The organism is Marinomonas sp. IMCC 4694, from assembly GCF_008122525.1.
Taxonomy (GTDB): Bacteria; Pseudomonadota; Gammaproteobacteria; order Pseudomonadales; family Marinomonadaceae; genus Marinomonas.
Map to the genome: position 1 here is coordinate 2,745,395 of NZ_VSRV01000001.1, position 13,460 is coordinate 2,758,854.

A 13,460-nucleotide genomic window follows, 5' to 3' on the forward strand; every position below is an offset into this window, starting at 1 on the left:
AGAAGTCTTAGAAAAACAAACTTGAAATGGCGGAGAGTGAGGGATTCGAACCCTCGATGAGTTTCACCCCATACTCCCTTAGCAGGGGAGCGCCTTCGGCCACTCGGCCAACTCTCCGTAACAAGTGGGGCGCATTATATACGACTCAGCAGCCCTGTAAAGTTTTTTTTGAAATTAATCTTCGGTAACGTCACCATCTTGTTCTTTTTGAATACGAAGGTAAATTTCTTCGCGATGAACCGAAACATCTTTTGGCGCATTAATACCGATACGTACTTGATTACCTTTCACACCTAATACGGTAACAGAAACTTCATCACCAACCATTAGTGTTTCACCAACTCGACGAGTAAGAATAAGCATAAAATCTCCCTGTGTTAACTTTATAGTATTTATTTTGTAGAACTTACTTACATACTTTGTAGGATAATTCCTACAAAGTGGATTGTAGCCGCCCAAAACAAATTAAACCATCCTTACGGTCAGAATAAATTGTATCCAATTGTTAAGCCTCACGGACGCCTGATGGCATTTCATTCAATTTAAACGCAGAATGTAATGATCGAACAGCCAGCTCCATGTACTTTTCAGCGATAATCACTGACACCTTAATTTCAGATGTAGAAATAAGTTGGATGTTAATAGATTCCGCCGCCAATGCTCTAAACATAGTACTTGCAACGCCGGCATGGGATCGCATGCCAACCCCCACAATAGACACCTTGGCAATTTTCGCGTCAGATAAGACCGCTTTAGCCCCTAACTCCGCAGAAATATCATTTAATATTTTTAATGCTTGATCGTATTCATTTCGGTGGACGGTAAAAGTGAAATCTGTCGTCCCATCAACCGAAACGTTTTGTACAATCATATCCACTTCGATGTTTCCATCGCTGATAGGACCAAGAATGCGAGATGCGATACCTGGAATATCCGGCACACCTTTCAAAGTCAGCTTAGCTTCATCTCTATTAAACGCAATTCCAGATACTGCTGGCTGCTCCATCCCATTACTCCCCTCTGTTGTAATTAATGTGCCTTCACCGTCGATAAAGCTCGACAAAACCCTAAGCGGCACTTGATATTTACCAGCAAACTCTACCGAGCGAATTTGCAATACTTTAGAGCCTAAACTGGCCATCTCCAGCATCTCTTCGAAGGTAATTTTTTCTAAACGACGAGCGCTATCGACAACCCTAGGGTCGGTTGTGTAAACCCCGTCGACATCGGTATAAATCTGACACTCATCTGCTTTTAACGCTGCGGCCAAAGCCACACCGGTAGTATCAGAACCACCACGACCTAACGTCGTGATATTGCCAAACTCATCAGCCCCTTGAAAGCCTGCCGCGACAATCACACGACCCGCATCTAAATCTGAGCGCATGGCTTCGGTATCGATTTTTTGAATACGCGCTTTACCATGAGCGTTGTCGGTCGTAATACGAATTTGCGAGCCGGTGTAAGAACGCGCATCTAGGCCACGCTTCATTAAAGCCATCGATAAAAGCGCAATCGTCACCTGCTCTCCCGTCGACAACAACACATCCATTTCACGCGCACTAGGTGACGGGCTGATACTTCTTGCCAACTCGATGAGTCGGTTGGTTTCACCGCTCATGGCAGACACCACCACCACAATGCCATCGCCTTGCTGTTTGTGCCTTAACACTCGATCCGCAACCGCCTCGATACGCTCAATTGTACCAACCGAGGTGCCACCGTATTTTTGAACTAACAACGCCATAATTTTTCCATTATTCAAATCAAAAAGCAGAAATCAAAAAATCAAAACCGAAGCCTTTTAGAAACGGATCAATTTACACTCTTTCAGCAACCCAAGCCGGCACCAAATCAAGAGCCGCTGACAAACCATCAGGGTTATTACCACCCGCTTGCGCCATGTCTGGGCGACCACCGCCTTTGCCATCTACCAAAGGCGCAACCATTTTAATAAGGTCACCCGCTTTCACTTGCTTAGTCAGCTCTTTGGTCACACCAGCAATCAGACTTACCTTGCCATCGTTCACCGCTGCCAACAAAATAACGGCTGATTCAAGTGTACTTTTCAGCTCATCAAGCAGATCACGTAAGGCCTTTGGATCCTCTACTTCAACTTGAGCCACTAACAGCTTACCGCCATTGATCACTACCGCTTGAGACGCCAAGTCTGCACCGGCCAACGCGGCCATTTTGCCCTTCAATATATCCAGCTCTTTTTGCAAGCTACGCGCTTGGTCATTCAAAGCAACCACTTTATCTAACGCACTGTCTTTGTTACCTTTAACCAGATTCGCAATATTGTTTAGAACAGACTCTGTTTGGCGAGTCGTATCGATCGCCACTTTACCCGTCACCGCTTCAATACGACGTACGCCAGCCGCAATGCCGCTTTCCGTAAGAATTTTGAAGAAACCAATATCACCGGTACGATTCACATGGGTGCCACCACATAATTCAATGGAGTAATCCGCACCCATGGTCAGAACACGTACTTCGCTGTCGTACTTTTCACCAAACAAGGCCATGGCGCCTTTGGCTTTCGCTGACTCCACATCCATAATGTCGGTTTCAACGGCGCGATTTAAACGAATTTGTTCGTTTACCATGTCTTCAATCTGTTCAATCTCTGTCGCGGTAACACCTTCAAAATGTGAAAAATCAAAACGCAAGCGTTCTGGATTCACCAAGGAGCCTTTTTGAGAAACATGATCACCCAACACGCGACGCAAGGCTTCGTGCATCAAATGTGTCGCGGAGTGATTCAATGTCGTTGCCATGCGCAAAGAACGATCGACTTCGCCCGTAATGTGATCGCCTACGGACAAGCGACCCTCTTTTAGATCACCAAGGTGCAAATGCGCTTTGCCTTGTTTTGCTGTATTGGACACTTTAAATGCGCCCGCACCACGCAACCAACCTTGATCACCAATCTGACCACCCGATTCTGCGTAAAATGGCGTACTTTTTAATACGATGGCGGCCACTTGACCGGCTTCGATCGCATCAACTGGTGCGCCATCAACAAGGATCATCTCGACTTCGCAAGCACCGCTCAGATTGTCGTAACCGGTAAACTCAGTGACCGTATCCAGCTTTACGCTGCCTGACATGTCCATAGAGAAATTACTGGCCGAACGAGCACGGGCACGCTGTGCGTCCATCGCTGATTCAAAGCCGACTTCGTCGATTTCTAATGCGTTTTCACGCGCCACGTCGTTGGTTAAATCCGCAGGAAAACCATAGGTGTCGTACAGCTTAAACACAGTTTCGCCAGGAATCACTTTCGCATCGCCCAAACCCGCGATGGCTTCTTCTAAAATTTTCATCCCTTGATCAAGGGTCTTGGCAAACTGCTCTTCTTCTTTTAGTAAGATGGACGCAATACGGTCTTTTAACTTGGTCAATTCTGGGTAAGCTTCGCCCATTTCAGCGTCCAGTGCGTCCACTAATTTATGGAAGAACACTCCTTTTTGACCCAGCTTGTTACCGTGACGAATCGCACGACGAATAATACGGCGTAACACATAACCACGGCCTTCATTGGAAGGAATAATGCCATCGACGATCATAAACGCACATGAACGAATGTGGTCGGCGATCACACGCAAAGATTGAGCGCTTAGGTCATTTGTTCCCACTAGTTTAGCCGCGGCTTTGATCAGATTTTGAAACAGGTCGATTTCGTAGTTACTGTGTACGCCTTGCAAAATCGCGGCGATACGCTCCAACCCCATACCAGTATCAACAGAAGGCTTAGGCAACGGCGCCATAGTGCCATCGACAGAACGGTTGAACTGCATGAAAACTACGTTCCAAATTTCAATGAAACGGTCGCCATCTTCTTCAGGAGACCCTGGAGGCCCACCCCAAATATGCTCACCGTGATCATAGAAAACTTCGGAACAAGGACCGCATGGCCCTGTATCACCCATCGCCCAAAAGTTATCCGATTGATAGCGACCGCCTTTGTTGTCGCCAATTCGAATGATTTTTTCTTTCGGTACACCGATAGACTCATGCCAAAAATCAAACGCTTCGTCGTCATCTGCGTACACGGTGACCAAAAGCTTTTCTTTTGGCAGTTTTAAAACATCGGTCAAAAATTCCCACGCATACGCAATGGCTTCTTTTTTAAAATAATCGCCAAAACTGAAGTTGCCCAACATTTCAAAAAAAGTATGATGACGCGCCGTGTAACCGACGTTTTCTAGATCGTTGTGCTTACCACCGGCTCGCACACAGCGCTGCGACGTCGTCGCTCGCGTGTAAGGGCGAATATCCTCCCCTAAAAACACGTCTTTAAATTGCACCATACCGGCGTTAGTGAACAGCAAGGTTGGATCGTTTCCAGGAATCAGGGAGCTGGACTCCACAATCTGATGCTGTTTACTTTCAAAAAATGATAAAAATGATTGGCGTAACTCAGAACTCTTCATAATGGGATGAGTCTCTATCTCTAATGTCGGGACGAATTGGATTGCGTGAAAGGCAAAGCCGTACTAAAGCACAGTACAAGCCTATTCGATGCAACGAAAAGCACAAAATAGTACACGCAAAGGATGGGTGTTTTCAAAAGAAACCGTCGTAATTTGACGGTTATTTTGTGCGCAAGGTAAGCAAAGGTTCGAATTAGTGATATTTGTCGACGTTTGCTTACCTTTAGCGGAAAGGTTTATCGGTATTATTGTGACGCTTCGCCACGGAGGTAACGATAGTAAGGACGTGACGTCATACGTGTTACTAACTCATAGCCAATGGTTCCGGCATGATCTGCCACTTCTTCGACAGGCACATCACCGCCCCACAACACAACATCCTCTCCCATGGCAGGTACCGCGGAATAATCTTGCATACGAACCGTGAGCATGTCCATAGAAACCCGTCCGGCTAAACAAGCCGGTTGTCCGTTGATTTGTAATGGCGTGCCATTTTGCGCGTGACGAGGATAACCGTCTCCGTAACCTACCGCGATGGTTGCCAACACATGATCTTCCGCCGCCATATACCCTAAGCCATAGCCTACTTTGTCACCTTTTTTTAGCTGACGCGTAGAAATAATTTTAGTCGATAAAGTCATGGCTGGACGCAGCCCTAAAGCACGACCACTGACTTCTGCAAAGGGCGAAATGCCATACAACATGATGCCAGGACGAATCCACCCGCCTTCTGGCACACTCCATTTCATAATGGCCGCTGAATTCGCAACACTCGCATCGATGTCACCAATTGACTGACGCGCTTGCTCGAAATAGGCCAGTTGTTGAATAGTGGTTAAATCAGACACATCATCGGCGCAAGCAAAGTGCGTCATCAAAACCACTTCGCCCACTTGACCCGTTTCTTTTAATGCTCGCACAAAAGTCGGCGCGGTTTCTTTATCAACCCCTAAACGGTGCATGCCAGAATCCAGCTTTAAAAAAACCTTATCGATCTTGGCTTGACTGGCAACCAACTCGTTCAATTGTTGCGTATTCTCTAGGGCAGCCCAAAAACCGTGTTTTTCACACAAGCCCCATTCATCCCCTTCAAACACCCCTTCTAGCAATAGAATGGGGGACACAATACCTGCTTCGCGCAACGTGATTGCTTCTTCAATCGCCGCGACGGCAAAGGCATCCGCTTCTTTATCTAGGTAGCGAGACACTTCGACCGCACCATGTCCGTACGCATTACTTTTTACGACCGCAAGCGCCTTACACGTGGGTTGCTGTTTTTTCGCATAGCGGTAGTTCTGCAAAATCGCCTCAAGATCTACCGTCGCCGTGAGTGGCCTTGCCATTGTTGCCCCTTAAATACTGTATTACATTGCTCAAATAATGCTGATTAACGGTAGCGCTGAACAGAAAAATCTTTCGTTTCAATGTCTGTTTGATCGCCTGACATAATATCAGCAATGACCGCCGCAGAGCCGCAACTCATAGTCCAACCTAAGGTTCCGTGGCCTGTGTTTAAATACAAGCCATCAATACCAGTGCGACCAACGACAGGCGTACCATCGGGCGTCATCGGACGAAGGCCTGTCCAATAATCCGCTTCCGACAAATCACAACCTTGATTAAACAAGCTCTTCACGACGTGCGTAATCGTCTCGGTACGATTTTTTGGCAAAGTTAGATTGTAACCATTCAACTCGGCTGTGCCCGCTGCGCGAATACGATTGCCTAATCGCGTAACGGCCACTTTATAAGTTTCATCCATCACCGTCGATACCGGTGCGTATTGGGCATTGGTAATGGGCACGGTCAATGAATAACCTTTTACCGGGTACACTGGAATTGCAATATCGATGGTCTTAAGCAGTTCTTTTGAGTAGCTGCCCATGGACACCAACACATGATCAAACTCAAAATCCTCTTGATTAGTCTTCACTGCGCGAATTTTTCCGCCTTCAACCACAAGACGATCAACGGACAAACCAAACTGGAACTTTACACCTAACGCATCACAGTGCTTTTTCAGTTCTTCGCAAAAGATAAAGCAATCGCCTGTTTCATCACCGGTTAAACGCAGCCCACCTTTAAATTGATCAATTACTGGCGCAAGGCCAGGCTCAACCTCTAAAATTTGTGCCGGTGATAATACTTGATGAGGAACACCCAAGGCTTTTAATACTTTAATGTCTTTTTCAGACGCTTCAACCTGCTCGTCCTTACGAAACAACTGAGTCAGGCCGCCTTGACCGTCATCGTATTGGATGCCGATTTCTTTACGCATCGCAATAAATTGGTCGCGGCTGTATTCCGCCAACGCGACCATGCGTGACTTGTTCACGTCGTAGGCTTTTTCTGTGCAGTTAGCGAGCATTTTGCTCATCCATGCCAATTTTTTGAGCTCTGGATCGGCACTAATTTTCAATGGGGCATGCTTTTGCATTAACCATTTTACCGCTTTAAATGGAATGCCTGGCGCGGCCCACGGAGCAGAATAGCCAGGTGAAATTTGACCCGCGTTTGCAAAACTGGTTTCCAAAGCCACCCCATCCTGACGGTCCATTACCGTCACATCAAAGCCCTTTTTCGCCAAATAATACGCCGACGTTAAACCAACAACACCCGCACCAAGAACGCAAACACGCATAAAACACCCCAGATAAAAACTAAGTCATATCGCCTATCATCACACAAGATATACAGTTTTATCGCCTTATTTGCTCAAATATATTAGATGATAAAACTAATTATAATGATTTTTAAAGTGAGTTTAGAATATAAAGAAAATGACTGATCGCCCTGCTAGAATAGACAGACATTTACACTAGTCAGAGACGCAGTCATGAAAGGCACTCCTATTTCAGTATTTGACCACGCCTTGTCGTTTTTAAGCTATCGAGAGCACGGCACCAAAGAACTGGCCACCAAGTTAAAAAATAAGGGCTACCCCGAAGAGGACATCGCAAAGACTCTCGAACGACTGCAAGACATGAACTATTTAAACGATCAGCGCTTTGCTGACATTTTCGTCCGCAGCCGAATCAGTAAACCACTGGGAGTAATTCGCATCATGCAAGAATTGGGTCAAAAAGGCATTAACAGCGACATCGCTAAACATGCCATCGAAGAAGCCGATGTAGATTGGTTTGAATTGGCCAAGCAATTAAAAGAAAGGCGCTTTGGGGAGGAAATCGAGACCGACTACAAAGAAAAAGTCAAACAGTTCCGCTATCTTCAATACCGAGGGTTCGACTTTGAGCAAATTAAATACGCCGTATCGTAGGCAGAATAGGCATCGATTAACACATCACTCAAGTTCGGTCGCGTAATTTGAGCGTTAACTCGTTAACCTCTTGTTTGATGTCTTGTCGGATTTGCTCAAGTCGCTCCAACAAAATAGGCTCGTGAGCTGGCGGTTGCTTTGTATCAGCACCGCGATGAACAAGAGATTCCCATTGTCGTACCGTCTTCCGATAATCAGCCGCTAATTGTTTAAGGCTTGTTACGTGGTCACGCCATTCAGCGTTTAAGGCAGCCAATTGCCTTGCTTCTTTTAACAACGCTATCTGTTCAGACCTAAGAACAGTAAGAGTTTCATTCAATGCAACCTCATCATATTCCTCACCTTGCAACCGTTCTGCCTGGCACTCCAACTCAATGACAAGGGATTGATTCTGCATTGGCTTCAACAAAGCATCTAACCCTTCAGAACCTTCAAGGCTATCGATTTTTTTCAACAACACACCAGACGCTCTAGTCAAAAACACAAAGCGCCATAAAGCCAATGCAAACAAACCAAATGAAAATACTGCAAATGCAATAAGCGCCCAATACCAATTCAACATACTAATTCCACCCAATCCCATTAATAAATATGAGAAATTCTTATATCAACACACAAGGATAGAAACATTGTGGCTCAAATCTTCAGAAACTCTACTTTTCTTCATGTTGTGAAAACAAAAAAAGCAGGCTATTGATTTAGCCTGCTTTTAATTTTCATTCTGTGAACGGTCTATTGACTAAAAATCAAGAGATTCCTCAGCTTCTGCGTCTTTTGCTTCTTTCGCATTAGCACCTAGTTTAGGCTCTGCCTTGGTCTTTTTAGGTAATAAGTCTTCACGAATTTTGGCTTCTATCTCGTTTGCAATGTCTGGATTATCTGACAAATATTGCGCCGCGTTAGCTTTACCTTGACCAATTTTACTGCCCCCGTAGGCATACCATGCACCGGCTTTATCGACAAACCCTTGCTTCACGCCTAAGTCGATAATTTCGCCCATACGGTAAATACCTGCACCGTACATAATTTGAAACTCTGTTTGCTTAAATGGAGGTGCAATTTTGTTTTTAACTACTTTAACGCGTGTTTCGTTACCAATCACTTCATCGCCCTGTTTGACCGAACCAATACGGCGAATATCTAAACGGACAGAAGAATAAAACTTCAGTGCATTACCACCTGTTGTAGTTTCTGGAGAGCCGAACATCACGCCGATTTTCATACGAATTTGGTTAATAAAGATCACCAAGCAGTTCGCATTTTTAATAGAGCCCGTCAATTTACGCATTGCTTGAGAGAGTAAGCGTGCTTGCACCCCAACAGAAGAACTGCCCATTTCGCCTTCAATCTCAGATTTAGGCACCAAGGCCGCAACCGAGTCAATAATAATCACGTCAACGCTGTTGGAACGCACCAGCATATCAACGATTTCCAATGCTTGTTCACCCGTATCAGGCTGAGAAATCAACAAGTCTTCAATATTTACACCAAGCTTTTCGGCATAAGACGGATCAAGCGCGTGCTCAGCATCAATAAAGGCACACGTTTTACCTTGTTTTTGAGCCTCGGCAATCACACTCAATGTCAGTGTGGTTTTACCAGAAGACTCTGGCCCGTAAATTTCACAAATACGTCCATAAGGAAGACCACCAGCTCCTAATGCAATGTCCAAGCCCAAAGAGCCAGTCGATACGGTATCAATGTCAAGCTTAGCGCCTTCGCCCATTTTCATGATGGCACCTTTACCAAATTGACGCTCAATTTGAGACAGCGCTGCGTCCAGCGCTTTTTTCTTGTTGTCTGCAACAGATGACATAGTGGAATCCTTAATTTTTCATTTTCGTTAGGCTAACTCTAGCGTTTTTTTTTGCGAATCTCAAGAAATACTGTATATAAAAACAGTATTATTTTTCAGCCTGTACGAGTAACTTTTCGACGCCATTTAACGCGGCTAAAACAGTTGCTTCTCTTACGGCTTGTCGGTCACCCATAAATTGAAAACGAATGGCTTGGGCTTCGCGCCCTCGACGCTGCCAACCGATATACACACAACCAACGGGCTTATCCACCGAACCGCCATTTGGCCCAGCCACGCCACTCACCGCCACCGAAATATCGCCACCTAACGCCAGCGCACCGGTACACATTTCCTTAACGGTTTGCTCAGATACGGCACCGAAAGATGACAACGTTTCCGCATTAACCGACAAACCTTGTATTTTTGCGTCGTTGGCATAGCTAATCATCCCGCCAAAAAACCAGTCCGAGCTGCCTGACACTTCTGTGCATACCGCGCCAATTAATCCACCAGTACACGACTCCGCTGTCGTCAACATCAGCTTTTTTGACTGTAATGCTTTGCCAACGCGTTCGGCGGTTTGTGTCATTTTTTGCATTTGAATCATTACGTTTATCCCTTAATTCCTAAGAAAATATCCCGTAGAATACTCGCCTACTTTTTAGATCACAATCGAGCTTTTCCAGATGAGTAAAACACCCGTAGACAATCACACACCCATGATGCGCCAATATTTCGGCCTTAAGTCAGAGCATCCAAACCAATTGTTATTTTATCGTATGGGCGATTTCTATGAGCTGTTTTACGACGATGCAAAACGCGCCGCCAAACTCCTCGACATCACACTGACCGCGCGCGGACATTCCGGTGGATTGCCCATTCCGATGGCGGGCATTCCCTTTCATGCTGCAGAAAACTACATCGCTCGCTTAGTTCGAATGGGCGAGTCCGTTGTAGTGGCTGAGCAAACCGGTGACCCTGCTACCAGTAAAGGCCCAGTAGATCGACAAATCGCGCGCATTGTTACCCCAGGAACGTTGAGTGACGAGGCTTTTTTAGAGGAAAAACGTGAAAACCTCTTGCTGTCACTGGCCCATCAAACGCGTAAAGGCCTTGATGTGTTTGGCTTTTCCTATTTAGACATGGCCAGCGGGCGCTTTTGTTTATTTGAAGTCGATGGCCACGAGGCGCTCGCCAGTGAATTACAGCGTTTGTCTCCCAGAGAAATCCTGGTGTCTGAAGACTTTCCCGCACGCCGCGTATTAAAACTCGAAAAAGGCGTCTCTGAACTGGGCCCTTGGCATTTTGACTACGAATCCAGTTATCGCCAATTGATTCAACAATTTAACACCAAAGACTTATCCGGTTTTGGTTGCGAAGCACTTACCGCTGCCATCGCTTCAGCGGGCGCATTACTGCAATACGCTAAAGACACTCAACGATCGGCGTTACCGCACATTCAATCCATTATGGTCGAGCACAAAGACGACTCGGTTCTAATCGATGGGGCGACACGTCGTAACCTAGAAATTGATGTCAACCTTACCGGTGGCACTAGTAACACTCTAATCGAAGTGCTTGATACCGGCGCCACACCAATGGGCAGCCGCTTATTAAAACGCTGGTTGCACACACCCATTCGCGATTTACACGAAATTCAATCGCGCCAGCAAGTCGTCAGCGAACTGAAAAGTACACAGACTTACAACCGCTTCGAAACGCCTTTAAAAAAAGTAGGCGATTTGGAACGTATTTTGTCGCGTATCGCCCTCCGTTCTGCGCGTCCACGCGATCTACTGCGTCTCCGTTTTGCTTTAGAAGCGGTTCCAGAAATCAACGCTTTACTCGATAATACAAGCGCACCACGCCTAGCAGAACTCAATCAGCGCATTTTGGCTCAACCCGACACAGCGGCTACTCTGGCGCTCGCGTTAGTCGAAAATCCCCCGTCGGTGGTGCGTGACGGGGGTATTTTTGCCAAAGGTTACGACGCTGAATTAGACGAATTATTAGCTCTGTCGACCAATGCCACGGATTTCTTAGCGGAAATGGAACGCAGTGAAAAAGAACGCACCGGCATCAGCTCACTAAAAGTCGGTTTTAATCGTGTACATGGTTATTACATTGAAATCAGCCGCTTACATTCTGACCAAGCGCCAGTAGAATACGTACGTCGCCAAACGCTGAAAAACGCCGAACGCTTTATTACGCCAGAGCTAAAAGCTTTTGAAGACAAAGCCTTGAGCGCAAAATCCAAATCCCTCGCCCGTGAAAAAGCGCTGTACGAAAGACTGCTCGATCAGCTCAACGTCATTCTTGGTGAATTACAAACCACCAGCCAAGCGTTGGCGCAACTGGATGTATTAAACACCTTTGCTGAGCGCTCTTCGTCACTGCGTTTTTGCTGTCCAGAATTACACAACCGTGGCGGTGTCAACATTACTGGGGGTCGTCACCCCGTCGTGGAGTCGGTCATTTCAGAACCGTTCGTGCCCAACGATCTTGAGCTTCATAGCAAGCGCTCTTTGTTGATGATTACCGGCCCAAACATGGGCGGTAAATCGACGTATATGCGTCAAATTGCCTTGATTACGCTGCTCGCACACACGGGTTGCTTTGTGCCTGCGGAATCGGCATCGATCTCGGTAGTCGATCGTATTTTCACGCGGATGGGCTCATCGGATGATTTGGCTGGAGGTCGCTCCACCTTTATGGTCGAGATGACCGAAACGGCTAATATATTAAACAACGCCAGTAAAGATAGCTTAGTGCTGATGGACGAAGTTGGACGCGGCACCAGCACCTTCGATGGCTTGTCACTGGCATGGGCGGCCGTCGATTATTTGGCAAACCGGTTAAAATGCTATGTGTTGTTCGCCACCCATTATTTTGAACTGACCACACTCGCAGACCAATTAGACAACGCAGCGAACGTTCACCTCACCGCCACCGAATACGAGGATGACATCGTCTTTTTACACAAAGTTCACGAAGGACCTGCCAGCCAATCGTATGGCTTACAAGTGGCCCAACTCGCTGGTGTTCCTCGTGACGTCATCGGACACGCTAAGTTAAAGCTAAAAGAATTGGAGGTCATCACAGGCATCGAACCAGACCAAAGTGAGCACCAGGGTGCCATTAAGGTAGTCCGTAAAGAAACCAAAGGGCGTAAAATAAAAGAAACCTCTAACGCGTATCAACCTCAGCAGGTCGACATGTTTGCACAAGCAGAGCAGACCGCGTTACAGGATGCACTTAACGCCCTCGATATTGATAATATGACGCCGCTAGACGCGATCACTGCTTTGTATCGTTTAAAATCTCAGCTGCCGTTGGCATAAGCTAATAGCAGATAAATGTAGAATTTTGTTGATTGTGACTTGCCGCCAATTGGCCTATGCCTCTAAAATAGCGCGCAATCATTTTTATACTTTTATAGGGAGAAGTCGAATGGCTTTCATCGTTACTGATAACTGCATTCGCTGCAAATACACTGACTGTGTTGAAGTCTGTCCTGTTGACTGCTTTTATGAAGGTCCAAACTTCTTAGCCATCAACCCTGATGAATGCATCGATTGCGCCTTGTGTGAACCAGAATGCCCAGCCAATGCGATATTTTCTGAAGACGAATTGCCAGAAGACCAAGAAGTCTTTGTAGAGTTGAACCGTGATTTGTCGATGATATGGCCTAACATTGCAGAGAAAAAAGACGCCCTACCAGACGCAGCTCAGTGGGATGGCGTGGAAGACAAGCTAGAGCATTTAGAGCGTTAATCACTATCAAATCAGCGGTCTACAGGTTACTTAAAAGCGACTCTCAGTCGCTTTTTTATGGCATATACCCCGTCACCCCCAAAATTCGTATTACGTGATCAAAAACGAAGCCATAAAACGCAAAAAAAAAGGGTAGCCTATGGCTACCCTACTTCTTGCTCGCTTCCATTCG

The 13,460-nt window shown here is 46.2% G+C and carries 11 protein-coding genes and 1 tRNA gene; 3 read left to right on the top strand and 9 right to left on the bottom strand.

The window, feature by feature from the left end:
* Positions 1-27 precede the first annotated feature (27 nt).
* The 6 genes from FXV75_RS12450 to FXV75_RS12475 all read right to left on the bottom strand — a co-directional run bounded on the left by FXV75_RS12450 (position 28) and on the right by FXV75_RS12475 (position 7,080).
* A tRNA-Ser gene (locus tag FXV75_RS12450) sits at positions 28-117 on the bottom strand.
* 57 nt (positions 118-174) lie between these two features.
* Positions 175-363 carry a carbon storage regulator CsrA gene (csrA, locus tag FXV75_RS12455; protein WP_148833831.1) on the bottom strand — a complete coding sequence of 63 codons (189 nt, stop codon included), beginning with the start codon at positions 361-363 and terminating at the stop codon, positions 175-177.
* A gap of 142 nt (positions 364-505) precedes the next feature.
* A complete protein-coding gene (locus tag FXV75_RS12460; protein ID WP_148833833.1) occupies positions 506-1,747 on the bottom strand; it encodes an aspartate kinase in 1,242 nt (413 codons plus the stop codon).
* A 73-nt stretch (positions 1,748-1,820) separates the two neighbouring features.
* Positions 1,821-4,439 carry an alanine--tRNA ligase gene (alaS, locus tag FXV75_RS12465; protein WP_148833834.1) on the bottom strand — a complete coding sequence of 873 codons (2,619 nt, stop codon included), beginning with the start codon at positions 4,437-4,439 and terminating at the stop codon, positions 1,821-1,823.
* Between the two features lie 245 nt (positions 4,440-4,684).
* Positions 4,685-5,782 (bottom strand): alanine racemase, encoded by a 1,098-nt coding sequence (alr, locus tag FXV75_RS12470; protein ID WP_148833835.1) that lies wholly within the window; start codon positions 5,780-5,782, stop codon positions 4,685-4,687.
* 44 nt (positions 5,783-5,826) lie between these two features.
* Complete coding sequence (locus tag FXV75_RS12475; RefSeq protein WP_148833837.1) at positions 5,827-7,080, bottom strand: D-amino acid dehydrogenase; 1,254 nt, start codon at positions 7,078-7,080, stop codon at positions 5,827-5,829.
* Between the two features lie 195 nt (positions 7,081-7,275).
* On the opposite strand from FXV75_RS12475, the gene FXV75_RS12480 reads away from it, so the two are divergent.
* On the top strand, positions 7,276-7,716 hold the full coding sequence (locus FXV75_RS12480) for a regulatory protein RecX (protein ID WP_148833839.1): 441 nt from the start codon (positions 7,276-7,278) through the stop codon (positions 7,714-7,716).
* A 28-nt stretch (positions 7,717-7,744) separates the two neighbouring features.
* On the opposite strand, the gene FXV75_RS12485 is transcribed toward FXV75_RS12480, so the two are convergent.
* From FXV75_RS12485 to FXV75_RS12495, 3 genes are all read right to left on the bottom strand, one after another.
* A complete protein-coding gene (locus tag FXV75_RS12485) occupies positions 7,745-8,278 on the bottom strand; it encodes a hypothetical protein (protein ID WP_148833841.1) in 534 nt (177 codons plus the stop codon).
* A gap of 177 nt (positions 8,279-8,455) precedes the next feature.
* Entirely contained in the window at positions 8,456-9,532 is a 1,077-nt protein-coding gene (recA, locus tag FXV75_RS12490; RefSeq protein WP_148833843.1) for a recombinase RecA, read from the bottom strand.
* An 88-nt stretch (positions 9,533-9,620) separates the two neighbouring features.
* Entirely contained in the window at positions 9,621-10,121 is a 501-nt protein-coding gene (locus tag FXV75_RS12495) for a CinA family protein (RefSeq protein ID WP_187424891.1), read from the bottom strand.
* Between the two features lie 79 nt (positions 10,122-10,200).
* On the opposite strand from FXV75_RS12495, the gene mutS reads away from it, so the two are divergent.
* Both mutS and fdxA read left to right on the top strand, forming a co-directional pair.
* Entirely contained in the window at positions 10,201-12,855 is a 2,655-nt protein-coding gene (mutS, locus tag FXV75_RS12500; RefSeq protein WP_148833845.1) for a DNA mismatch repair protein MutS, read from the top strand.
* Positions 12,856-12,964: 109 nt separating this feature from the next.
* Positions 12,965-13,288, top strand: a complete 324-nt coding sequence (gene fdxA, locus FXV75_RS12505; protein WP_148833847.1) for a ferredoxin FdxA — start codon at positions 12,965-12,967, stop codon at positions 13,286-13,288.
* The last annotated feature ends 172 nt before the right edge of the window (positions 13,289-13,460 follow it).